At 53.6% G+C, this 25,260-nt stretch carries 17 protein-coding genes; 6 read left to right on the top strand and 11 right to left on the bottom strand.

Going from position 1 to position 25,260, the window contains the following annotated elements:
• Positions 1-149 precede the first annotated feature (149 nt).
• A complete protein-coding gene (locus BZK41_RS27235; RefSeq protein WP_172313110.1) occupies positions 150-314 on the top strand; it encodes a hypothetical protein in 165 nt (54 codons plus the stop codon).
• A gap of 426 nt (positions 315-740) precedes the next feature.
• Here BZK41_RS27235 and yegQ read toward each other — a convergent pair whose 3' ends face one another.
• From yegQ to BZK41_RS06155, 8 genes are all read right to left on the bottom strand, one after another.
• Positions 741-2,102, bottom strand: coding sequence for a tRNA 5-hydroxyuridine modification protein YegQ (gene yegQ, locus BZK41_RS06190; protein ID WP_079937556.1), 1,362 nt, complete (start codon positions 2,100-2,102; stop codon positions 741-743).
• Between the two features lie 159 nt (positions 2,103-2,261).
• A complete protein-coding gene (locus BZK41_RS06185; RefSeq protein ID WP_003841759.1) occupies positions 2,262-2,594 on the bottom strand; it encodes a YegP family protein in 333 nt (110 codons plus the stop codon).
• Between the two features lie 136 nt (positions 2,595-2,730).
• Entirely contained in the window at positions 2,731-3,453 is a 723-nt protein-coding gene (gene baeR, locus BZK41_RS06180) for a two-component system response regulator BaeR (RefSeq protein ID WP_003036797.1), read from the bottom strand.
• Complete coding sequence (gene baeS, locus BZK41_RS06175) at positions 3,450-4,853, bottom strand: two-component system sensor histidine kinase BaeS (protein ID WP_079937555.1); 1,404 nt, start codon at positions 4,851-4,853, stop codon at positions 3,450-3,452. Before baeS ends, baeR begins: the two co-directional genes overlap by 4 nt.
• Positions 4,853-6,265, bottom strand: coding sequence for an MFS transporter (locus tag BZK41_RS06170; RefSeq protein WP_079937554.1), 1,413 nt, complete (start codon positions 6,263-6,265; stop codon positions 4,853-4,855). Before BZK41_RS06170 ends, baeS begins: the two co-directional genes overlap by 1 nt.
• Positions 6,262-9,342: a multidrug efflux RND transporter permease subunit MdtC gene (mdtC, locus tag BZK41_RS06165; RefSeq protein ID WP_079937553.1), complete on the bottom strand. Its 3,081-nt coding sequence runs from the start codon at positions 9,340-9,342 to the stop codon at positions 6,262-6,264. The genes BZK41_RS06170 and mdtC overlap by 4 nt, the downstream gene beginning before the upstream one ends.
• Positions 9,343-12,465, bottom strand: a complete 3,123-nt coding sequence (locus BZK41_RS06160) for an MdtB/MuxB family multidrug efflux RND transporter permease subunit (protein ID WP_079937552.1) — start codon at positions 12,463-12,465, stop codon at positions 9,343-9,345. It lies immediately after the preceding gene.
• On the bottom strand, positions 12,465-13,712 hold the full coding sequence (locus BZK41_RS06155; RefSeq protein ID WP_079937551.1) for an MdtA/MuxA family multidrug efflux RND transporter periplasmic adaptor subunit: 1,248 nt from the start codon (positions 13,710-13,712) through the stop codon (positions 12,465-12,467). Before BZK41_RS06155 ends, BZK41_RS06160 begins: the two co-directional genes overlap by 1 nt.
• Positions 13,713-13,991: 279 nt before the next feature.
• Between BZK41_RS06155 and BZK41_RS26855 the strand changes: the two genes are divergently transcribed.
• Positions 13,992-14,051, top strand: coding sequence for a type I toxin-antitoxin system Ibs family toxin (locus tag BZK41_RS26855; RefSeq protein ID WP_100280300.1), 60 nt, complete (start codon positions 13,992-13,994; stop codon positions 14,049-14,051).
• 99 nt (positions 14,052-14,150) lie between these two features.
• Here BZK41_RS26855 and yegD read toward each other — a convergent pair whose 3' ends face one another.
• On the bottom strand, positions 14,151-15,503 hold the full coding sequence (yegD, locus tag BZK41_RS06150; RefSeq protein WP_079937550.1) for a molecular chaperone: 1,353 nt from the start codon (positions 15,501-15,503) through the stop codon (positions 14,151-14,153).
• A 136-nt stretch (positions 15,504-15,639) separates the two neighbouring features.
• Between yegD and alkA the strand changes: the two genes are divergently transcribed.
• Positions 15,640-16,509: a DNA-3-methyladenine glycosylase 2 gene (gene alkA, locus BZK41_RS06145; protein WP_079937549.1), complete on the top strand. Its 870-nt coding sequence runs from the start codon at positions 15,640-15,642 to the stop codon at positions 16,507-16,509.
• Here the strand turns inward: alkA and BZK41_RS06140 are convergent.
• Complete coding sequence (locus tag BZK41_RS06140) at positions 16,477-19,806, bottom strand: diguanylate cyclase (protein WP_079937718.1); 3,330 nt, start codon at positions 19,804-19,806, stop codon at positions 16,477-16,479. The two genes, alkA and BZK41_RS06140, sit on opposite strands and share 33 nt — an antisense overlap.
• A 315-nt stretch (positions 19,807-20,121) precedes the next feature.
• Between BZK41_RS06140 and udk the strand changes: the two genes are divergently transcribed.
• The 3 genes from udk to asmA all read left to right on the top strand — a co-directional run bounded on the left by udk (position 20,122) and on the right by asmA (position 23,316).
• Positions 20,122-20,763, top strand: coding sequence for a uridine kinase (udk, locus tag BZK41_RS06130; protein ID WP_003036776.1), 642 nt, complete (start codon positions 20,122-20,124; stop codon positions 20,761-20,763).
• Positions 20,764-20,854: 91 nt separating this feature from the next.
• A complete protein-coding gene (gene dcd / locus BZK41_RS06125; RefSeq protein WP_003834269.1) occupies positions 20,855-21,436 on the top strand; it encodes a dCTP deaminase in 582 nt (193 codons plus the stop codon).
• Between the two features lie 26 nt (positions 21,437-21,462).
• Positions 21,463-23,316 carry an outer membrane assembly protein AsmA gene (gene asmA, locus BZK41_RS06120; protein ID WP_079937548.1) on the top strand — a complete coding sequence of 618 codons (1,854 nt, stop codon included), beginning with the start codon at positions 21,463-21,465 and terminating at the stop codon, positions 23,314-23,316.
• 44 nt (positions 23,317-23,360) lie between these two features.
• Here the strand turns inward: asmA and BZK41_RS06115 are convergent, their stop codons facing one another.
• Positions 23,361-24,944 (bottom strand): TerC family protein, encoded by a 1,584-nt coding sequence (locus tag BZK41_RS06115; RefSeq protein ID WP_079937547.1) that lies wholly within the window; start codon positions 24,942-24,944, stop codon positions 23,361-23,363.
• Positions 24,945-25,260 lie beyond the last annotated feature (316 nt).

The raw sequence follows: 25,260 nt of genomic DNA, 5'->3' as shown, positions 1-25,260 counted from the left end.
GCCACCGTGCGGCCTTTCTTTCGTTCGTTCAACAGTGCCCCACAGCGTAAGCGACAGCAGGCAGACGGAAGCGGATCCAGGACGGAAACGGCGCTACACCGCACCCGCCTGCGCAGTTTGGATCATAAAAATTTTGCAAAAGAAATTTTGTGCAAAGCACCCCGCCAGCCTGCGCCGCTGCTGGGCTTTTGCATCCTGCGGGCGTTTGCACGCTGCGCAAAGATTTGCAGCACTTTGCAAAAGTCACCGCGCCGCCAGTCGCTAACCGACTGGATAACATGATGTTTTTAAAAGGATCGTTTTGGTTTCTGTGACGATCAAAATGATTCGGTGGCGTTCGGTGGCTTTCAGGTGAGGATATCGTGAAGCCTTGCGCGGCGCGGGCTGGCGGTAGGTTTGCTTTGATTTGGGTTTTGCAAAATGATGCACGAAGTTTTGATAAAAGGATCTACAGAGAAGGGGGAGGGGAAAGTATTAAAAAACCCCGTTTTGTGGACGGGGTTTGTTTGATGTGGTCAATGTGTGGACATTGTTAGAAATAAATCCATATATTTCAGTAAATTACAGGCAAAAAATAAGCCTGCGTAAGGGAGATTACGCAGGCTAAGGAGGTGGTTCCTGGTACAGCTAGCATTTATGGGTTATGTTTTTCAGCGGAGGGGATAATACCCTTAATGAACGAAACGGTATGTGATCGATTTCTAAGAATCTTCCGAACGCTGAAAAATAACCGTAATTAACTACTTAGCATGCGGGTTACGTGTGGACTCACCGACAAAATTACGCATCAACAATGCATAATTCAGATCGATATCCTCCGGCACAGGCATCCACACGGTGTAACCATCGCCCGGCGCAACCGGCATGGCTTCGCCTTTCGCGTTTTCCATCTGTTCGAGGGTAAAGTTGATGTTGCCCTGTGGGGTCATCAGCTCCAGGCTGTCGCCGACGGTGAATTTGTTTTTCACCAGTACGGCAGCCAGTTCACCTTTACGTTCGCCGGTGAATTCGCCGACAAATTGCTGACGCTCGGAAACAGAGAAGCCGTATTCGTAGTTCTGATAGTCGTCATGCGTATGGCGGCGCAGGAACCCTTCGGTGTAACCACGATGCGCCAGACCTTCCAGCGTTTCCAGCAGTTGCGGGTCGAACGGTTTACCGGCCGCGGCATCATCAATGGCTTTGCGGTATACCTGCGCGGTGCGCGCGCAGTAATAATATGACTTGGTGCGGCCTTCGATTTTCAGCGAATGCACGCCCATCTGCGTCAGACGTTCAACGTGGGCAATGGCACGCAAATCCTTCGAGTTCATGATGTAGGTGCCGTGTTCGTCTTCGAATGCGGTCATGTACTCGCCCGGACGCTGGGCTTCTTCGATCATAAAGACTTTGTCTGTCGGTGCGCCAATACCCAGCGTGGGTTCGACGTTTTGTACCGGGATAGGCTCGTACTTATGCACGATATTGCCCACCACGTCTTCTTTGCCTTCCTGCACGTTGTATTCCCAGCGACAGGCATTGGTGCAGGTACCCTGGTTCGGGTCACGCTTGTTGATGTAGCCAGACAGCAGGCAGCGACCGGAGTAGGCCATGCACAGCGCGCCGTGAACGAAGATCTCAAGCTCCATATCTGGCACCTGGGTGCGGATCTCTTCAATTTCTTCCAGCGACAGCTCGCGGGAGAGGATCACGCGGGTCAGCCCCATCTGCTTCCAGAATTTCACCGTTGCCCAGTTTACGGCGTTAGCCTGAACTGAAAGGTGAATATCCATGTCAGGGAAGTTTTCGCGCACCAGCATAATCAGACCAGGGTCTGACATGATCAGTGCATCCGGCCCCATTTCCACCACCGGTTTCAGATCACGAATGAAGGTCTTCAGCTTGGCATTGTGTGGGGCAATGTTAACCACCACATAGAATTTTTTACCCAGTTCATGGGCTTCATTAATGCCGAGCTGCAGGTTTTCGTGGTTGAATTCGTTGTTGCGTACGCGCAAAGAGTAACGCGGTTGGCCCGCATACACAGCGTCTGCGCCATAGGCGAAAGCGTAACGCATGTTTTTCAGCGTTCCCGCCGGGGAAAGGAGTTCCGGTTTAAACATAATTTTCTCGTTCTGATGACAGGTCAGACTCGCCTCACTCAATGAAGCGGTTAGGGGAGTGCCCCCATATTAAGGGCGGGCATTGTAGCGCTGCGGGGAAGTCAGGTAAAGAAAAACGCCGGGCGACAGCGTTGCGTTACCCGGCTGAGCGAGCAATTATCAGGTCTTATCTTTTATCGTCTGACTGACACCATTGGTCTTAACCGAAGTAATACCGGTCTCGCGTGACTGTTCATTCGCATACAGTTGACTGCTCCCAATAATCTGGTGGTTTGCAGCTTTCAGGTTGAAATGTAATTTGCCATTAGCCGCTGTTTTTTTCTCATAGCGCTCATCCAAAGGGCTGTTAGCCTGGACAGATGCGATCCCTTTTTCTGCAGCGCCTTTTGTAGTGTAAAGCTCACTGGTAAGGATTATTTCCCCGTTCCCAGCTTTAAGAACAAAGCGGTACTGATCATCGCTACTCTTACTTAATTCAAACCAACCAGCCATATGAACTCCTTGATTAAAAGTTTTATATCAAACAGTTATTGACGACAGTGTTGTCAGAAAGAGTATGAGCGATATTTGGAGAGTTGCTAGTCACCAGGGCCCCTCGAAGCAGCGGAGCCCTGAAGGGCAGGAGTGTTTAAGCAATTCGGCAGGCGTCGGCTTCCCAGCGATACCCCACGCCATAGACCGCGCGGATAAACGACTGCTCAGCATCCAGCGACTCCAGCTTGCGTCGCAGGTTCTTAATATGGCTGTCGATGGTGCGGTCGGTAACGACGCGATAATCGTCATAGAGATGGTTAAGCAATTGTTCTCGGGAGAACACTTTTCCCGGCTCATGTGACAACGTTTTAAGTAAGCGGAATTCTGCGGGCGTTAAGTCGAGCATCTTCCCTCGCCAGGAGGCCTGAAAACGGCCTTCATCGACAATCAGCGGGCTTTCTGCATCCATTTGTTGCAGTTCGCGCTGCGGTTTGCAACGACGCAGGATTGTTTTTACGCGCGCGACAACTTCGCGCGGGCTGTAGGGCTTACAAATGTAGTCATCCGCACCGATCTCCAGCCCCAGCAGGCGATCAATCTCTTCGATTTTAGCGGTTACCATCATGATGGGGACTTCAGAGAAACGGCGGATTTCCCGACACAGTGTCAGACCGTCGGTACCGGGCAGCATCAGATCCAACAAGATCAGATCGGGCGGTGTTTGGCGCACGTAAGGCAGAACCAGGTCGCCGTGGCTGATGAGCGTAGGTGCATAGCTCGCTGCCCGCAGGTAGTCGATCAGCAGTTGCCCTAGCTTAGGCTCGTCTTCCACGATCAGAATACGCGGTGTGTTTTCATCAATGGGTAACTCAGTCATACATCTCTCTGTAAATCGCGTTCCAGCGGTAACTCTACTGTAATGCTAACCCCACCAAAAGGCGAATGGGCGGCACGAATCAGACCATTATGCGCCTGTACGATATTGACGCAAATCGCCAGCCCCAACCCGGACCCTCCACTGGCGCGGTTACGCGAGCCTTCGGTGCGGTAAAACCGTTCAAACAACTTCTGTAACTGCTCATCACTTACGCCGGGAGCGGAATCTGCGAAGGTTAATAACACCATGCGTTCGCGTTGTTCGGCACTGATATGCAACCCGCCACCGCTATCGGTGTAGCGCAGACTGTTTTCCAGTAAGTTGTTGAACAACTGCATCAGACGATCCCTGTCACCAAATACCGTCATGCTGTCCGGGAGTGAAAGTTGTATCGTTAGCCCACGACTGGCAAAGCGTTCACGAAATGCCCCACTTGCCACTTCCAATAGGGGGATGAGGTCCAGCGATGTTTTCTGGTAGGCCAGCGCGCCTTCATCGGACATGGAGAGCTGATGAAGATCGTCCACCAGCTTAGTGAGTGTACCGACTTCAGCCTGTAAAGAGGCAACTGAGTCAGGGGTAAACTGGCGGACGCCATCCTGAATGGCCTCCAGCTCACCGCGCAGTACCGCCAACGGCGTGCGCAGTTCGTGAGAAATATCGGCCATAAAGTCACGACGCATCTGCTGGTTTTTTTCCAACGTACTGGCGAGTTGGTTGAAGTCCTGCGCCAGCTTGCCCAGCTCATCCGTACTGGTTGGCGTAACGCGCGTGGTGAAATCGCCCGCCGCCAGTTTGTGCGTGCCTTCCACCAACCGCTTAACCGGGGCCAGCAGGCTGCGCGCCAGCGTAAACGTCGCCAGCGCAGCCAGGATCGTGGAGAGCGCAACGATAAGCCAACTGGATCGTCTTTGCTGCATGTCGAAATTGATATCCGTATTCCGTGTTAAACGTTCCACAGGAGAGGCGATCACGGCGCCCACTTCGCTACCGTTGACACGGATGGGATGGCGCATGCCGTCGCGAGGAACTGGGCCGCGCGGGCCGACAAGCACGCGGGCATTTTGGTCGATAACCCAAAACTGTGTACGCCAGCCGTGCGGCGGCATACCTGGGCCCGGTTTATCATCGTCATTGTCGTGTTCAAAAGAGCGCAGGATCTGGAACACAAAACGATCGTTATTGCGTAAGAATCGCCAGTTGCCGTGCTGCGCGTACTGCTCGCTTAATGCGTCGCTGAGCATTTGCAGCCGCTGCTCGTTGCCGTGCTTGATATAGTCAATAAAACCACGTTCGAAGCTAATGCGTACGGCCCAGTGCATGCTGATCAGCAACACGATGCAGGTGGCGAAAATCGCCAGAAACAGTTTGCCGGTGATACCGGGCCGCCAGAACTTCATCAGGTGCTCCTTTTGCGCCGTGAAATCACCGCGTTGGTTTGCGTGTCGTTCGGCACGCGGGCAAAAACAATGGCGGGCAGCGCAATAATGAAGGCGATGCACAGCCAGGTATACATAAAGACGGTATGCGTACTACCGCTGTCGATGGCGATATGCTGTTGGCCGAACATGCCTAACAGCAGGCCTGCGATGGTCACACCAATACTCATCGATAGCTGCATGATCATCGACAGCAGGCTGTTACCGCTGCTGGCCAGATCGTCAGGCAGGTCTTTTAACGTAAGCGTGTTCATGGATGAAAAACGCGTTGAGTTGACCATTCCCTGTAAAAACAGCACGAAGGGTAGGGCGTAATACCAGCCCTGCAGTGCCGTGGTCATTAGCAACAGACTGACCAGCGACAGGCCAAGCGTGGTGGTAATCAGTACGCGACGGTATCCAAAGCGGTTCACGACCTGCACCACAATGCGCTTCATGCCCATACTGCCCAGCACCATCGGGATCATCATCAGACCGGCATGAAAGGGGGAAAAACCGAGGCCTATCTGTAAAAACACCGGCGTCATAAACGGCAACATGCCGCTGCCGATGCGTCCGGCAAAACTGCCGAACAGACCTAGCGAGAAGGTTGGTGTGCGAAACAGATTCAGGCTGAACAGCGCACGCGGATTACGATGGGCGTGTTTCAGATACAGCGCAATAGCCAACACCCCGCAGATAACCAGCGCCGCCAGCGTGATACTGGAGAGGCCGGTTCCTTTGCTGCCATCGAGCGCCAGCGTCAGTACCGCCATGCCGACTGCCAGCATTGCGAACCCTGAGAGGTCGAAACGTCGGGTTTGCATGGTGTAGTTGGGCATCAGCATTAACGTCGCTATCGCGCCGACAATGCCTACCGGAATGTTAATCAAAAATATCCAGTGCCAGGAGGCGTATTCAACCAGAATTCCGCCTAACGCCGGGCCCAGCAGCGGGCCGATTTGACCGGGTAAAGTGACAAACGTCATCGCCGCCATGTATTGCTCACGCGGGACGATTTTCATCACCGTTAGCCTGCCGACCGGTACCATCATCGCACCGCCAACGCCTTGTAAAACGCGCGCCATCACCAGCTCGTTGAGCGTGCTGGACCCGGCGCAAAACAGCGAGCCAAGCGTAAACAGGATAATGGCGGTGAAGAAGATATTCCGCACGCCAACTTTATCCGCCAGCCATCCGCTGGCGGGCAGCATCACGGCAACGGTTAGTACATATGACACGATGACCATATGCATGTGTAACGGGCTTTCCCCGAGGCTTGCCGCCATCGAGGGAAGTGCGGTGTTAACGATGGTGGTATCCAGCGACTGCATAAAAAAGCCAAATGCCACAATCCAAAGTTGCCAGCGGGTGCTGTCGGGAAGTTCTGTCATAACTCTGCTACCGGTTTGCTGTTTTTACGCGAAAAACGCAGACGCAGACGGTCGAAAAAGAGATAGACCACGGGCGTGGTGTACAGCGTCAGGAGCTGGCTCACGACCAGCCCACCGACAATGGTTATCCCCAAAGGCTGGCGCAGTTCAGAGCCATCCCCTGCGGATAACACCAACGGCAACGCGCCAAACAACGCCGCCAGCGTGGTCATCATTATTGGGCGAAAGCGCAACAGGCAGGCCTGGAAAATAGCTTCTTCCGGCTGCAGCTTGCCGTTTCTCTGCGCTTCCAGCGCAAAATCGACCATCATGATGGCGTTTTTCTTCACAATGCCAATTAATAGCATGATCCCTATCAGGGCGATTAGGCTGAACGGGGCATTGAACAGTTCCAGAGCCAGCAACGCCCCGACGCCTGCCGAAGGTAGCGTGGAGAGAATGGTCAGCGGATGTACATAGCTTTCATACAGCATGCCCAGCACGATATAGACCGTGGCGATGGCGGCGATAATCAGAATCACCTGCGAGTTCATCGTATCCTGAAATACCTGAGCGGTACCGGCAAAGCTACCGCGAACCGTGGAAGGGACGCCGAGCTGGGTCATGGTTCTGTTGATCGCCTCTGTCGCTTCTGACAGTGAAGAACCTGTTGGCAGGTTAAACGACACGGTTGAGGCGGCGGACAAGCCCTGATGGTTCACAGACAGTGGCGCATTCGCCGGCTGCCATTTAGCAAAATACGATAATGGGATCGCTTTACCGTCATTGTTGATGACGAACATTTTGTCCAGTGCGCTGATGTCCTGGGTGTAACGTCGATTGACTTCCATCACCACTTTGTATTGGTTCATCGGCTGATAGATGGTAGAAATCTGCCGTTGTCCGAAAGCATTATTCAACAGGCTGTTGGCGGCTGCCACATCGATCCCCAGGCGAGACATGGTGTCACGATCGTAAATCAGATTCATCTCCGCGCCATTGTCCTGCTGATCGGAGTTGACGTCCGCCAGTTGGGGCAGGGCGGCAAGCGCCTTACGGATCTTCGGTTCCCACTCACGCAGCGCCGCGAGATCGTCGGACAGCAGTGTGTATTGATAGCTGGCGTTGGCCTGGCGTCCGCCAACGCGGATGTCCTGCACCGCCATCAGAAAAAGATTCGCGCCCGGCTCTTTGGCAAGTGCGACGCGCAGGCGGTCGATCACCTGCTGAGCCGTTTCATGGCGCTCACCGCGTGGCTTGAGGGTAATAAACATCATCCCGCTGTTGACCCGGGAACCGCCGGTAAAGCCGGTGACGTTATTTACCGCCGGGTCGTCGCGGATGATTTTCATAAAATCCTGCAGTTTGCCGCGCATCGCCTGGAAAGAGATGCTCTGGTCGGCCTGGATCCCACCCATCAATACACCCGTATCCTGCTCCGGAAAGAAGGTTTTGGGGATGGAAATATAAAGCCAGATATTCAGCGCAATGGTGCCAAGTAACACCACGCCTACCAGTCGCGTATGGCGCAGCACCCATTTAAGCGAGGTGCCGTAACTCTGTTGCAGCGCCACCAGCACACGACCAAAACCCCGTTTGCGAGACTGTTCGCGTGGGGTGCTGGATTTGAGCATCCAGCCGCACATCATTGGCGTTAATGTCAGCGACACCAGCAGTGAGATGCCGATAGCCACCGATAGCGTGACGGCAAACTCGCGCAGCAAGCGCCCAGGCAATCCGCCCATTAACAGCAGCGGCAGGAACACCGCTACCAGCGACAGGCTCATGGAAAGCACGGTGAATCCTACTTCGCGCGTACCCTGCAACGCCGCCTGGAGCGGCTTCATTCCCGCTTCCAGGTGGCGGGCAATATTTTCCAGCACCACGATAGCGTCATCTACGACAAATCCCGTAGCAATGGTTAACGCCATCAATGACAGGTTGTTCAGGCTGAATCCGCACAGATACATGGCGGCAAAGGTACCGATCAGCGATACCGGAACCGCTACCGCGGGGATCAGCGTCGCGCGCCCGGAGCGCAGGAAAACAAAGACCACCAGGATAACCAGCGCCACGGAGATAATCAGCGTCTGTTCGACTTCCTCCAGCGAGGCGCGAATGGTCGGCGAGCGGTCCTGGGCGATTTGCAGGTCGATGGCGGCCGGGACCAGCGTTTGTAATTCCGGTAATTTGGCGCGAATGCTGTCTACCGTCTGAATAATATTGGCTTCCGGTAGCTTGCGGATCATCAGCAGAATGGCCGGTTTGGCATTGGTCATCCCCGCGTTGCGTACGTCCTGCACCGAGTCGGTTACAGACGCAACGTCGCCCAGTCGCACCGCTGCGCCGTTGTTGTAGTGGATGATAATCGGCTGGTATTCGGCGGCGGTTTTCAGCTCGTCGTTGGTCTGGACCTGCCAGCGGTGGGTATCATTTTCGATAGCGCCCTGCGGCTTACGCACGTTGGCGTTGTCAATTGCGCTACGCACGTCGTCCAGCGACACGCCCTGATTAAACAGCGCTTGCGGATTCAGCCCTACACGCACGGCAGGCAGAGAGCTGCCTCCAACGTCAACGTCGCCCACACCGTCGATTTGCGCGATGGTCTGCGCCAGTTGTGTTGATGCGAAATCGTACAGTTCACCTTGCGAGTAAGTGTCCGACGTTAGCGTCAGGATCATGATTGGCGCATCGGAAGGGTTGGCTTTGCGATACGTTGGTCGGCTCGGCATCCCGCTGGGTAGCAGACTTTGCGCGGCGTTAATCGCGGCCTGAACGTCCCGCGCCGCGCCATTGATGTCACGGTCGAATTTGAATTCGAGAATAATACGCGTACTGCCAAGCGAACTGCTTGATGTCATTTCGTTCACGCCCGCAATGCGCCCCAGCGGGCGCTCCAGCGGAGTTGCGACCGAGGACGCCATTGTTTCGGGTGAGGCACCCGGTAACGATGCGCTGACCATGATCACCGGAAAATCCACCTGCGGCAGTGGAGCGACCGGCAGCAGACGAAATCCGAGTATGCCGCACAGGGTGATGGCTACCGAAATGAGAATGGTCGCCACCGGACGATGAATGAAAAGCGCGAAAAATTTCATTTACGCTTCCTCTTCCTGGCGCGGGAAGCGGCTTTTCACATACAGCGACAGACGGTCAAACAGCAGATAAATCACCGGGGTGGTAAACAGAGTTAATACCTGGCTTACCAGCAGGCCGCCGACCATACCAATCCCTAACGGACGGCGTAATTCGGCACCCACACCGGTACTCAACATCAGCGGCAACGCGCCGAGCAGCGCTGCCAGCGTGGTCATCAGGATCGGACGAAAACGCAGCAGACAGGCCTGGAAAATGGCATCGCGTGGTGACATTCCCTGTTCGCGCTCCGCGGCAAGGGCAAAGTCGATCATCATGATGGCGTTTTTCTTGACGATACCGATGAGCAAAATAATGCCGATAATCGCGATGACGTCCAGTTCGCTGCCGGCAATCATTAACGCCAGGAGTGCCCCGACGCCCGCCGTCGGCAGCGTGGAGAGAATAGTAATTGGGTGAATAAAGCTCTCATACAGCACGCCGAGGACGATATACATTGCGACAACCGCAGCCACAATCAACCAGATGGTATTTCCCAGCGCGGCCTGGAAAGCGAGCGTGCTGCCCTGGAACTGGGTGGTAATATTTGCGGGCAGGTTAAGCGTTTTTTCGGCATCCAGAATCGCCTGTACCGCATCGCCCAGCGAATGTTCGTCTGGCACGTTGAACGAGATGGTGGTGACCGGGAACTGATCGAGGTGGTTAATCGACAGTGGGGCAAAACGCTGTTCAATGCTGGCGATCGCGCTGAGCGGTACTATGCCACCGTCGCTACTGGTCAGACGTATTGTATCCAGAGCCGCAAGCCCCGGTGTATTGTTGGTGTCATGTTCTAACACCACGCGATACTGATTTGCCTGGGTGTAGATAGTTGAAATCAGTCGCTGGCCGAAAGCGTTGTACAGGGCGTTGTCGACATCTGACATGCTGATGCCCAAACGGCTGGCGCTGTCGCGATTGACGTTCACATACGCTACCAGGCCTTTGTCCTGCCAGTCGCTACTAACATCGGACAGTTGCGGTAGCTGATTTAGTTTTGCGATCAGCTGTGGAACCCAGGTGCTGAGGGCATCAAGGGATGTCGCTTGCAGCGTGAACTGATATTGCGTCCGGCTGACCTGGGTATCAATCGTCAGGTCCTGAGTGGGCTGCAGATAGAGGTCAACGCCGGGAACTCTGTCAACCGCGTCCTGTAAGCGCGCAATCACTTTCTGCACCCGATCGTCACGTTCATCCAGCGGCTTAAGGTTGATTTGTAAGCGCGCGCTGTTCAAGGCCGGATTAGTGCCATCCACACCGACAAAAGCGGTCAGGCTTTCTACCGCCGGATCTTTCAGGATGACATCTGAAACCTGACGTTGGCGCTGGGCCATGCTGGCAAATGAGCTGGACTGCGGTGCCTGAAGCGTGCCCTGGATAATGCCGTTGTCCTGGATCGGAAAGAAGCCTTTGGGAATAAAGACCCAAAGCATGACGCTCAATACCAGCGTGCCGAGCGCAACGCTGAGCGTGAGCCACGGATGGTTGAGCACTTTCGCCAGCCAGTGTCCGTACCCGGCAATGACGCGATCAAACATTTGCTCTGAGGCGCGGGAGAAGCGGTTTTGCTTACGCAATGAGGCCTGATTCAGCATACGCGCGCACATCATCGGCGTAAGAGTGAGCGAGACAACAGCGGAAATCAGAATCGCTACGGCCAGCGTCACAGCGAACTCTCGGAACAATCGACCTACGATATCACCCATAAACAGCAGCGGGATCAGTACGGCGATCAGTGAAAATGTCAGAGAGATGATGGTAAAACCAATCTCGCCCGCGCCCTTCAGGGCAGCAGTCAGCGGTTTTTCGCCTTTTTCGATATAGCGTGAAATATTCTCGATAACCACGATAGCGTCATCCACAACAAAGCCTGTCGCAATGGTTAGCGCCATGAGGGTCAGGTTGTTGATGGAGAAATCAAGAAATACCATCACCGCGAAAGTACCGATTAACGATAACGGTACGGCGACCGCAGGAATAATGGTTGCCGGAATATTGCGCAAAAACAGGTAGATAATCATGACTACAAGCGCAATCGCCAGCATCAACTCAAATTGGGTATCCGCTACGGACGCACGAATATTGGTTGTACGATCGGAAAGTACGCTGACCTTGACCGATTTGGGCAGGCTTTCGGTGAGCTGTGGCAGCATCTGGCGGATACTGTCTGCCGTGGAGATGATGTTTGCTCCTGGCTGACGCTGAACATTCATCACTATAGCTTGTTGCTTATTGGCCCATGCGCCCAGCCAGCTGTTTTCTGCTCCTTGTTCGACGGTGGCTACATCGCCCAGACGAACCGGCGCACCGTTTTTATAGGCAATAATGAGCTGACGATATTCGTCTGCGGACTGCATCTGGTCGTTGGCTGAAAGGGTAACGGCACGCGTTGGGCCATCAAGACTCCCTTTTGCCGAATTGACGTTAGCGCCGGTAATGGCCGTACGAATGGTTTCGCTGGTCAGGCCGAGTGCGGCAATAGCCTGAGCGTTAAGCTTCACGCGGACCGCCGGGCGTTGCCCTCCGGAAAGAGTTACCAGACCCACGCCGGATACCTGAGAGATTTTCTGCGCGACGCGGGTTTCGACCATATCTTCCACCTGCGTCATCGGCATGGCGCTGGAAGTGACCGCCAGCGTCATGATCGGCGGATCTGCCGGGTTTACTTTGCTGTAGACCGGAGGGTTAGGGAGATCGCTGGGTAATAAATTGGTGGCAGCGTTAATCGCGGCCTGAACTTCCTGCTCGGCAACATCCAGCGGGAGCGTCAGTTGAAACTGTAACGTAACGACCGATGCGCCACCGGAGCTTTGCGAGGACATCTGTTTTAAGCCAGACATCTGGCCGAACTGGCGTTCAAGCGGCGCGGTGACCGCCGAGGTCATGACGTCCGGGCTGGCGCCGGGGTAGAGTGTAACGACCTGAATCGTGGGGTAATCCACTTCAGGTAAGGCTGCGATTGGCAGGAAGCGATAACCGATAATACCGGCAAGCAAAATCGCGACCATCAGCAGCGTGGTGGCGACGGGGCGCAGAATAAACAGGCGCGATGGTCCGCCTGTGTTGTCCGGAGGTAACACCTGCATCAGGAGTTGGCTCCTTTTTTGCCGTATCCGCGTGGCGCTGTTTTCTCATCGGAAACAGAGGCGTCGTGCGCCTCAACGACTTCGACTTTTGCGCCTTCCGTCAGACGATCGATACCGTCGGTCACGACTCGATCGCCCGCAGACAGCCCGGCGGCGATTACCACTTTTTGGCTATCCTGAATTCCCGGTTTCACCAGATGTTTGCTCACTTTATTATCGCTGTTCAGCACCCAGACAAAGTGGCCTTCGTTACCCATTTGCAGGGCGGCAGTTGGGATCACAACGGCATTTTGTTGTGTGTCGACCAGCATGCGGGCGTTAACGAACTGGTTAGGGAATAAGGCATCATCCTGATTGGAAAAACGAGCCTTAACTTTAATTGTTCCGGTGGTGGCATCAATCTGATTGTCGAGACTGAGCAGGACGCCTTTGCTCAGCTTTTGCGAATTGGTCCGGTCCCAGGCCTCGACCTTCAGCTGGCTCCCCGATTTTTGTGCCTGTAACACGGTAGCAATGTCGTTTTCAGGCAAGGTAAATATCAGGTCGATGGGATGCGTTTGTGTAATGACGACGATTCCAGTGGTATCGCCGCTGGAAATTTGGTTACCGACATCGACCTGCTTCAGGCCGACACGACCATCGACAGGCGCGGTTATCCGGCTCCAGTCGAGCTGCAACTGAGCGCTGGCGACACTGGCTTCATCCGCTTTGATTGTGCCTAACGTCTCATTGACCAGCGCCTGCTGGGCATCCAGCTCCTGGCGGGAGACCAGATTGGTTTTAACCAGCTGTTGATAGCGGGCAAGATCGCGACGGGCATTCGCCAGCGTGGCTTTATCTTTTGCCAGTTGTCCCTGCGCCTGAGCCAGAGCGACTTTGAACTGGCTGGGATCTATCTCTGCCAGCAGGTCGCCGGCTTTTACCTGCTGTCCTTCCTCAAAGTGTAAGGCGATGAGCTGACCATCTACCCGACTACGCACCGTGGCGGTATTTGCGGCAGTAACGGTCCCCAGCCCTGTCAGGTAACGTGGCACGGCTTCCTCGGTGGCGGTGGCAGCCTGCACGGGAGCCAACGGTCCGGAGCGCATTCCACGCCGTCCTGACCCCGCAGTGTGCTGCGCGGGTTTGGTCGCGCCCGGTGCGGCTCCCTGGGATGCACCGCGGCTTTGCCAGAACCAGATGGCGGCGACGGCGGCCACGACGATCACAATTGCTATCACCCAGCGGGATTTATTACTGCCTTTCATTGTTATGAGTTTCTCATCCTGAAACGATTCGCGGAATGATACTAGTTTAGCCAGCGAACAAGGGAGAAAAATGGAGGAATTATGAAACACTGTCGGGATTCGTCTGAATGCTGACGCGGCTTTGCGAGGTGTTACGCAACAATCGGTGGTGAAAATAGCGAATGCGCAATTGTGCGATAGAGTGCTGACAAGGCAAAAAGGAGGAAAGCCAGGGATTTCAGCTGGACGCTGGAACGGGAAAGCCCCTCCCGAGGAAGGGGCCAAAATAAGGAAAGGGTTATGATGAAGCAGGTCATCATACTGGTGATACTCTTAGTCATTAGCTTCGCGGCTTACTAAGACACCAGGGGGAGGGGAAACCCTCCCTAACCCTCACTCCTGAAAATAAGCCACAGCTACAGTGATGTCAATACGCACACTTTTCAGCATGCGAGCGGCTTAGCGGAAAACAACGTCAGCCCAGCGGGCCAGTCCGGCGGTGACAGAACCAAAATCATCGCCACCCGCGATAGGGATCCCCGGAAGCTGCTGGGCGAGGGCTTTTTTAATCAGCGGTGAACGCGCGCTGCCGCCGGTTAGGTAAATCACGTCCGGTTTTTCCTGCGCGTTGTCCAGCGCCAGCTGGACCTGCTCCAGAATGCGCGCCAGGGGCTGATTGAGTGCAGCTTCCAATCCATGTTGACTAATATCGGTTGCCAGCGTGTCGCTGATAAACGGTATCGCCGCCGTTACAATGGTTTGGTCGGAAAGCGCGATTTTGCTCTCTTCTGCGCTGCGCACCAGGCGATAGCTCAGACGCTCGCGCCAGACTTTAAGCAGCAGAGCGACTTTATCGGCTTCTCTCGCGTCGCGGACAAGATCGTTCAGCAATCGACCGTTGGCGCTGCTGTAGAAATCACTTTGCGCGGGAACGTCGTTGATTGCGACCGCGTTCCACCAGGGGAGAATCGGTAAGGCGATCCCTTTTTCAGTCTCACCGCCCATACCCAGCAGTGGCATCAGGTATTTAAACGCCAGCGCGATATCCAGATCGTTCCCGCCTACGCGGCAGCCACTGTGTCCCAGCAGGCTGTTTTCGCGATCGGCGCGTTGATGCCATTGTGGCCCCATTAGCAGCAGTGAACAGTCGGTCGTACCCCCGCCAATATCCACAACCAGCACGCGCTTTTCTTCCTGTAGTGTCGCTTCGTAATCCAGTCCCGCCGCTACCGGCTCGTACTGGAAGACGACATCCTGAAAACCGGCACGTTTGGCTGCACGTTCAAGAATACCCTGCGCCTGGGTGTTGGCGTCATCCCCACCTAATCCCTGGAAGTTGATGGGCCGACCAATCACGGCCTGGGTGATAGCTTCCGGCAGCTGGCTTTGCGCCTGGTTGCGAATGTGCAGCATCATTGCGCAGACCAGATCTTCAAACAGCGCAACCTGCTGTGGTTTCAGACCGCTGGCACCCAAAAATGATTTTGGCGATTTAACGAAGTACACCTCTTCGGGGTCTTCAATATACTGACCCAGCGATGCCAGACCGAACTGCACGCTGTTGGCGTTAACGTCGATGTCTTCTTCGCGGTTGTAGCGCATCGCACGGCGAAGCAGCGCCTGCGTTTCATCGTCCGTAGTTGGGATGTCGTGATGGCGATACAGCCACTCGCTAACCGCTTCGCGCGTTGGTGCGCACAGCATTGAGGGTAGCAGCGTGCTGTTATTTTCCATTTTGAGCAGGTGAGGCTGCCCATCACGCATAACGGCCACTGAACAGTTTGCCGTACCGTAGTCAAAACCAATAAACACCGTAAAAATCCCCATGCCAGTGAAGAAGGGGCGTGACTTTAACGAATAGTTGACGCCCCGACAACTGGAATATGAAAGCAAGGCGTACTGATTGAATACCGTTTATGCTGTAGGTTTGCTTAAAAAGGAAAACTGAATGTTCACGCTGAGCTGGCAACCGCCTTATGACTGGCCCTGGATGCTGGGGTTTCTTGCCGCCCGTGCGGTTGAAGGTGTCGAGACCGTAGAGGAACTGAGCTATGTCCGAAGTCTGTCCGTAGGGGAGCATCGTGGTCTGGTGCGCGTTGTCCCGGATCTGCATGCCAACGTGCTACAGGTGACGTTAAGCTCAGGGTTACAGCCGGTCGCCTCTGAGTGCCTGGCAAAAATAACGCGCTTGTTCGATCTTGGCTGTTGCCCGCAGCAAATTGTCGACGCGCTGGGCAGCCTCGGTGCGGCGCGTCCGGGACTGCGCCTGCCGGGATGTGTCGATGCGTTTGAGCAAGGGATACGGGCGATTTTAGGGCAGTTAGTCAGCGTGGCGATGGCCGCGAAACTGACGGCGAAAGTGGCGCACGCTTACGGCAATACGCTGGAGGATGCGCCCGGGTATGTGTGTTTTCCCTCGCCAGAAGCGCTTGCTAACGCCGATTCGCTGCACCTGAAAGCGTTAGGAATGCCGCTCAAACGCGCAGAAGCGTTGATTCACCTTGCTCATGCAACCCTTGAAGGAACGCTCGCGACAACAGCCCCTGCCGATATCGAACAAGGCGTTAAGCAGCTACAAACGTTTCCTGGGATAGGGCGCTGGACCGCCAATTACTTTGCACTGCGCGGCTGGCAGGCGAAGGACGTTTTTCTGCCGGATGATTATCTGATTAAGCAGCGTTTTCCCGGCATGACACCGGCCCAGATCCGGCGGTATGCAGAGCGCTGGAAACCCTGGCGTTCCTATGCGCTGTTACATATCTGGTATACGGATGGCTGGCAGCCGTCAGTTGATGGCGAAATTGCTGGTATTCAGTAGCAGATCAAGCGGTTGGGCGTCGGCAATAATATCGCCATAAATCATATCAATACCGATGCCAGAAAGCGTATCCATGATGAGAGGCAGTTGCACCGGACCGGCGATGGTTTTAATGTCCAGGCGCTGAGCATGGCCCTGGATAATGGACACCCACATTTCGTCAATCAGGTTGCCGGGAGCGCTGGCACTTAGCTCGCTGTCGAGCAACAAGTAATCGACAATGTGATATTTAAGGTTGTCAAAGAGCTCTAAGTCGCGACCAACCTGACTTAATACAATTCGACAGCCGTACTGACGCAGTCGATGCAGGGCGAATTCCGCCTGCGTTGGGTTTGTTTTGATGACGCTTGCCGGAACGGTCAGATGCAGCAGTCGTGGCGGTAGCGGACTGCGCTGCAAGTGCTCCAGCAGTTCATCGACAAGTTCTGTGTTGAGCAGGCCGGCGGCGGAAAGGGGCAGGGCAATACTGAGACCCTTGTTGGCGACGGCTGTGGCAGCATTCTGGAAGAACTCGCCGAATACCCGACGATCGAGCGCTTGACTCAACGTGGGATCGACCAACCCGTCATGGAAGGCTTGATCTTCAATGATTTCACCTTCAGCGGTGCCTAAGCGAAGCGAGAGAAGCCAGAAGCTAAACGTCTCCGGTATACGCGGAGAAGCAACACCTCTGGCGATCATCAGCATAGGGTTGTGTGTAATAGTGTGCCTTTGTTCATCCAATGACAGTTGGCTACGCGCGGCATGGGCCTGGCTTTGCTGAGGTTCATAGACACAGACTCGCCCACGGCCGCTGTTTTTCGCCGCGTAGCAGGCGATATCGGCCTGAGACATAACGTCAGTCGCGACATGGTTTTTCTCATCAATCAGCGTAATTCCCGCACTGGCTCCAATACGGTGCAAACGGCCTTCCCACATAAAGTGGTAATTATTAATAGCACTGATAATGCGACCTGAGATAAAGCGGGCGCTTTCGATATTACAATCCGGCAGCAACAGACCAAATTCGTCACCGCCCAGACGCGCCAGCATATCGCTGGATCGCAACATGCTGAGCATAAGCGCAGAGAGTTCACGCAGCAGAGCATCGCCGGCGGCATGACCCGCGCTGTCGTTCACTGCTTTAAAACGATCTAAATCGATAAAAACCAATACATGGCGCTGGTGCGTGTCGTGTACCGAATACAGCAATTGTTTTAGATGGTTTTCGAAGCTGACCCGGTTTGCCAACTGCGTCAGGTCATCATGCGAGGCACTGTAGCTAAGCTGGCGGAGCATCTTCCGTGACTCTGTGACGTCCTGAATAACCAACACCGAGCCAATGCTGCCGCCGTCAAGGGTGCTGAGAGGCGTGATGCTGTACTGAATGTCATAACTGTTGCCGTTACGACAATGCAGGACCACTTCCTGCTCGATTGCCGTACGCGACATGTCAGCACTGTAGATATTTTCCATCAGCGGACCGTTCTCGCCAAAAGTAATATGTAGTACCGTCAATAGCGGAATGCCGATGGCACTGTCCTGCTGCCAGCCGCTCATTTTCTCAGCGACCGGATTCATAAAGGTCACATTCATATCGACATCAATACAAATCACCGCTTCGCCGATTGAATCCAGCGTAATGTGCAGGCGCTCTTTTTCCTGATACAGCGCTTCATTAAGCTGCTTCACTTCGGTCATATCCATATTGATACCAAGTAAGCGTTCAACTTCACCGTCTTTATTCAGCACCCGGTTGGCCAACGAGCGGATATGGCGTATGCCATCTTTCACCGCGATACGAAACTCAAGCTTGAACGGAGCCCGTGCGGCCAGCGAATCTCGAATCACATTTTCGGCGTACTCGCGATCTTCAGGTACAACGCACTCATACCAGACTTGCCAACTGGGCTTAATATGCGCAGGAACTTCGTAGAGATCGAACATCCGTTTATCCCAGCTGATCACGTCAGGCTGGAGTTCCCATTCCCAGATCCCAATCCCCCCGGCTTCATTGGCGAGGGTAATGCGCTCCATCAACCGTTTGTTGATCCACTCGGTATGCTTCAGGTCGTTAATGTCCTCAACCTGCGCAATAAAGTAGAGTGGGGTATTGTCGCTATGACGCACTAACGAAACAGCCAGCAACGCCCAAACGACGTCGCCTGAGCGGGTGTAATAGCGTTTTTCCATGGAATAGCTATTAATCTCTCCGCGTGCCAGCATGTTCAGCTGTTCAATGTCGTTGTTCAAATCTTCCGGCCAGGTTAATTGCTGGAAGGTCAGTGAACGTAACTCCTCCTGGCTATAGCCCAGAAACTGGCACAAGGCTTTATTGGCCTGTAACCATTGTCCCTCGGTACCGACCAGTGCCATGCCAATCGCGGAATATTCCATGGCGTTGCGAAAGCGTGACTCGCTTTCTGAAATGTGCTTGCGTTCGGCTCGAAACGCGTACATCACCATGGTCATCATATTGGCGGGCAACAGGATCATTAAAAACGGCAACCAGGGGATGTCCGTCATCATGTTCGGTTTTGGAGTGTAAAGCAGCGAAGGGTCGGCAGCCAGCATCAGCGACACCATCATCACGGTGCTGAGGAATATTAAAAACGCCTCCATACGCGGCAGACGGACAGCGCTCCACATCAGCAGGACAATAACGCAGGTAAATGGCCATGGAATGTACATCATGGACAGCCAACTGAGCGTTAAGGTCACCAGCAGAGTAATCAGGGTCTCAAACAATAATCGTGGGTTGCGATGGCGCAACAGGTAATGTGGTTTAAACAGTAAACCTAACGGCACCAACGCCAGTGCGCCGATGGATTCTGACAGTACCCAAATGAGAAAGGTATTTAATGACGTGTCCTTCGGCAGCAACAACCACATCAATATGCCGCCCAACAGTGGCGGAACAACCGCGCTACCAAATGCCAGGCGTGCCCAGTCATTCAAATTTTGTAAGGGATTGTACCAGGGCAGCAGTTTACGCAATAACATTGCGCCAACAACAGCCTCAATAATGTTAATGACAGTAAAGGAGAAATTAAGCGACTGTCCGGGGAAAAAGAGTAAAGAAGCGCCGATGCTGCCGAATGAGCAAGCCAGCGCGATCCCCGGCCACATCTTTCCAGCGTGACGGTAAAAAGCCACCATCATGATAGAGGTTGGAAACCACAGCGGTGCAAGCTGCGCGCCGTAACGTGACAGTTCCAGCGAAAACAACGTAAAGATGAAAGCCACCAGACCTAAACTGGCCAGGCGCAGTAGAGGATGGGGTAAGGTAACTAAAACATGTTGGGATTGTTTACTCATTACCACTCTACCCAAATAGCCGTTGTCGCCCAGCAGAGATGCCGGACGCATCACATTTAATCTGGGATTATGCTAGTACAAACAATTTACAATTTATACGCCAGCTGCTCATAAATTAACACTCCCAAGCTATTAATTCCTAAGGCAGGTGAATAAATATAGCGGCTGTTCTAAATCTGACCATTTTAATTTGCGACAGGGACAGCATTGGTGCAGCCTGGGGTGGCATCGTGCCGCTGAAATCCCTATAATTGCCGCGTTTGGCGTTTCGGCGCCGCCCTTCCTTACATCCAGGTTAATCAGGTCGCTAAATTTATGACTGATCAGTCCCATCAGTGCGTCATTATCGGCATTGCCGGCGCATCGGCTTCCGGCAAGAGCCTTATTGCCAGTACTCTTTATCGCGAATTGCGTGAACAAGTCGGTGACGAACATATTGGCGTTATTCCCGAAGACAGCTATTACAAAGATCAAAGCCATCTGTCGATGGAAGAACGCGTAAAAACCAACTACGACCATCCGAACGCGATGGACCACAGTCTGCTGTTTCAACATCTGCAAACGCTGAAACGCGGCTCTGCTATTGAGCTGCCGGTATATAGCTATGTTGAGCACACGCGTACGCAAGATACTATTCATATCGAACCCAAGAAAGTCATCATCCTGGAAGGCATTTTGCTGCTGACGGATGCGCGTTTGCGCGATGAGATGAACTTTTCTATTTTTGTTGATACGCCACTGGATATTTGTCTGATGCGCCGTATCAAGCGGGATGTGAATGAACGTGGTCGTTCAATGGATTCGGTGATGGCGCAATACCAGAAAACCGTCCGCCCAATGTTCCTGCAATTTATTGAGCCTTCAAAACAATACGCCGACATCATTGTGCCGCGCGGGGGTAAAAACCGCATCGCCATCGATATTCTGAAGGCTAAAATCAGTCAGTTCTTTGAATAAGTTCAGCGAATTGTGTACCGTTCAGTGATAACCTGGTTCACCCTTAACGCACCTGGCATTAAGGGTTTGAAGCACGAAAGGAGAAAGTGCCATGCGTTTATGTGATCGAGATATTGAAGCCTGGTTGGATGAAGGTCGCCTGTCGATCACTCCACGCCCTCCTGTCGAGCGAATCAATGGCGCCACGGTAGATGTGCGTCTTGGCAACAAATTCCGTACGTTCCGTGGTCATACGGCGGCGTATATTGATTTAAGCGGACCGAAAGATGAAGTCAGCGCCGCGCTGGATCGCGTGATGAGCGATGAAATCGTCCTCAAGGACGGCGAGGCATTTTTCCTGCATCCGGGGGAACTTGCGCTGGCGGTAACATTCGAATCCGTGACGTTGCCTTCCGATCTCGTCGGTTGGTTAGATGGCCGTTCTTCGCTGGCTCGTCTGGGACTGATGGTACACGTCACCGCACACCGTATCGATCCGGGCTGGTCTGGCTGTATCGTACTGGAGTTTTACAACTCCGGAAAATTACCCCTGGCTCTGCGTCCGGGCATGCCGATTGGCGCGTTAAGTTTCGAACCGCTTTCTGGTCCGGCAGCGCGACCATACAACCGTCGTCAGGATGCGAAGTATCGCGACCAGCAGGGCGCTGTTGCCAGCCGGATCGATAAAGACTGAGTGTTTTTCAGTCCATTGGGGATAGCATGAGACGATTTCTGACGACGCTGATGATTCTTCTGGTCGTGCTGGTGGCCGGCTTTTCTGCGTTAGTACTGTTGGTTAATCCGAATGATTTCCGCGCGTATATGGTCAAGCAGGTTGCCGCACGTAGCGGATATCAGCTGCAGTTGGATGGCCCCCTGCGTTGGCACGTATGGCCGCAACTGAGTATCCTCTCAGGGCGAGTGGTGTTAACGGCTGAAGGTGCCAGCGAACCTCTGGTTCGTGCCGACAATATGCGTCTTGACGTTGCGTTATGGCCGCTGTTGAGCCACCAGCTCAGCGTGAAGCAGGTGATGCTCAAAGGCGCAGTGATTCAACTGACCCCGCAAACTGAGGCGGTGCGCGGTAAAGATGCGCCCGTTGCCCCAAAAGACAATATGTTGCCCGATCTGGCGGAAGACAAAGGGTGGTCGTTTGATATCGCCCGTTTGCGGGTTGCCGACAGTGTTCTGGTATTCCAGCATGAAGACGACGAACAAGTTACCGTTCGTGATATTCGTCTGGAGATGGAACAAGATAGCCAGCACCGCGGCACGTTTGATTTTTCCGGGCGTGTGAACCGCGATCAGCGCGATCTCGCGTTATCCTTTAACGGCACGGTCGATGCCTCCGATTATCCGCACAACTTATCTGCGAATATTGCGCAGTTAAGCTGGCAACTGCAGGGGGCCGATCTGCCGCCGCAGGGAATCAACGGTCAGGGACATCTTCAGGCGCAATGGCTGGAAGAGAAAAAACAGCTTTCGTTTAGCCAGATAAATTTGACCGCCAATGACTCTTCGTTCTCCGGGCAAGCGCACGTATCCTTGTTGGAAAAACCGGAATGGGCCGTCGACCTAAAATTTGGTCAGCTCAATCTGGATAACCTGCTCGTACAACATGACGCAGCGGCGACAGCAAAAGGTGACGTTCAGCAAGGTCAGAGTCAGTCAACGCTGGCGCGCCCCGTCATTGCTTCCCAGGTTGATGCCGTTTCGTATCAAGGACTCAAGGGTTTTTCGGCAGACATCGCTTTGCAGGCTGACAAAGTGCTGTGGCGGAAAATGGCGTTTGAGAATGTTTCGGCAAAAATAGACAACCAGTTCGGCTTACTGAACATTGCGCAGTTGCAGGGAAAAAGTGATGGCGGGCTGATCTCACTGCCCGGCACGCTGGATGCCAGAAAGGGAGAACCGCGAGCGGTCTTTCATCCGCGTCTGGAAGGTGTGGAAATTGGCACGATTCTGAAGGCCTTTGATTACCCCATCGCACTCACCGGCAAGCTGTCGCTGGCGGGAGACTTTTCCGGCTCAGATATTGATGCCCAGGCGTTTCGCCATAGCTGGCAAGGGCAGGCCCATGTCGAAATGAACGATACGCGAATGGAAGGGATGAACTTCCAGCAGATGATTCAACAGGCTGTAGAACGCAGCGGTGGGGATGTTAAATCTCAGCAAAACCTCGATAACGTGACCCGGTTGGATCATTTTGTAACCGATATGACGCTGGATAACGGAGAGGTGACGCTGGATAACATGGCAGGCGAGTCCGCGATGTTGGCGCTAACCGGCAAAGGAACGTTAGATCTGGTGAAGCAGAATTGCGACACGCTGTTTAACATTCGCGTGCTGGGCGGTTGGGATGGCGAAAGTAAGTTGATTAATTTCCTGAAGGCCACCCCGGTTCCTCTCAGGGTCTATGGCCAGTGGCAATCCCTGAACTACAGTCTGCAAGTTGATCAGCTTTTGCGTAAGCATCTGCAGGATGAAGCAAAACGTCGCCTGAATGACTGGGCAGATCGCAATAAAGATTCCCGCAACGGCAAAGATGTTAAAAAGTTGCTGGATAAGCTCTGATTCATATTGCCGGATGGTGGCTAATGCCCCATCCGGCTCGTGACTTACACCTCGTAATCCATCTCTTCTTCACTGTGTAGCGGTATCAGCTGGACTTTTTGCACACGATGATTTTCCACCTGCAGGGTTTTTAGCCGATAGTCGCCAACCTGGACTTCCTCGCCTGTTTTGGGGATGCGCTGCAAATACTCCATTAACAGACCAGCAATGGTGTGGTACTCACGCTTTTCGTCTAACGGAATAGGGACATACTGCACCAGATCTTCCAGCGGCATATGTCCGTTAGCGGTCCATGAACCATCGGCGTTTTTCTGAATATCATGGCGGGCGTCGATTTCCTCTACTTCGTTTGGCAGATTGCCGGCGATGGTTTCCATCACATCACTCAGCGTCACAATCCCTTCGACGGAACCAAATTCATCTGCTACAAACGCGAAGTGCGTACGGGCATTACGGAACTGCTCAAGTGCCGGAAGCAGCGGCAGAGTTTCCGGGAACACCAGCGGCTGGCGAATCAAGACGCGCAGGTCGAGCGGTTCGCCGCGCAGAGACTGCTGCAGCAAATCGATGACATGTACCACGCCAAGCAGTTCTTCCTGCTCGTCTTCGCCAGTAACCACCAGACGCGTATGCTGGTTTTTTTCCAGTAAGGCGCGGATTTCTGCTTCGGGCGCATTGAGGTCGATATGTTCAATATCATGGCGCGAGGTCATGATACTGCTGACGGTACGCTGATTAAGGTTCAGCACGCGTTCAATCATTCGCCGCTCCTGAGGCGCGAAAATCTGACCTTCATGATGATCCGCCAGCATTGCCGCGGTTTCGGCATCCAGTTCGGCATCTTCTTTTTGCCCGCTCAGCAGCCGCATTACCGCCTCGGCGGTGCGCTGGCGCAGAGTATGGTTGGCTGAGAGGAAGCGACGACGGTTAAAGATGGCCAACTGGTTCAATGCTTCGATCATGACCGAGAAGCCGATGGCTGCGTACAGATAACCTTTCGGGATATGGAAACCAAACCCTTCGGCCACCAGACTGAAACCAATCATCAGCAGGAAGCTCAGACACAGAATAACTATAGTTGGATGGCTGTTAACAAAGCGCGTCAGCGACTTGCTGGCCAGCACCATCAGGCTGATGGCAATAATGACTGCCGCCATCATCACCGCCAGGTGATCAACCATGCCAACAGCGGTAATGACGGAATCCAGAGAGAAGATGGCGTCCAGCACCACGATTTGCGCGACCACACCCCAGAACTTAGCGCCTTTACGCTGGGTGGGGTTATCGCTGTCTTTTCCCTCCAGCCGTTCGTTGAGTTCCATAGTGGCTTTAAACAGCAGGAAGAAACCACCGAACAGCATGATCAGATCGCGGGCGCTGAAGCTGAGATCGCGAATGCTGAACAGCGGCGTGGTCAGCGTTACCAGCCAGGATATTGATGCCAGCAGCAGCAGGCGCATAACCATCGCCAGCAGTAGCCCGGTAATACGCGCCTTATCCCGCTGGGCAGGAGGTAGTTTCTCCGCGAGGATGGCAATAAAAACAAGATTATCAATGCCAAGAACAAGTTCGATCACGATTAACGTGACCAGTCCGGCCCAGATTGACGGATCGGCAATCCATTCCATAATAAATGCTATACCCATAGTTGTATGACAATTGTCACAATTCGATCATGGGTAAAACTGGCGAAAAATGCAATGGCGAGAAGGGATTTCTCTGTCGGTTATATCAGAACAGATGCAGGATAATAGCCGTAATGTAACTACCGGAAATGATTTTATTAATCTAAATATATTTAGGAAATATCGCAGGTGGGATATTTACATACCAATATTGTCAATATCAATAAAATCCTAAAAATCTTAAAAGCTTGGTGTCGGCGGTTTGTTATCTTGCCTGATATTCGCATAGCTGCAACAATTCTTGCGGTAATAATCAAAA

The sequence above is a fragment of the Citrobacter sp. A316 genome (assembly GCF_002042945.1).
GTDB lineage: Bacteria > Pseudomonadota > Gammaproteobacteria > Enterobacterales > Enterobacteriaceae > Citrobacter > Citrobacter portucalensis.
Note: the sequence above shows the minus strand (reverse complement) of the source record. Positions and strands in the feature narration are given on the sequence as shown.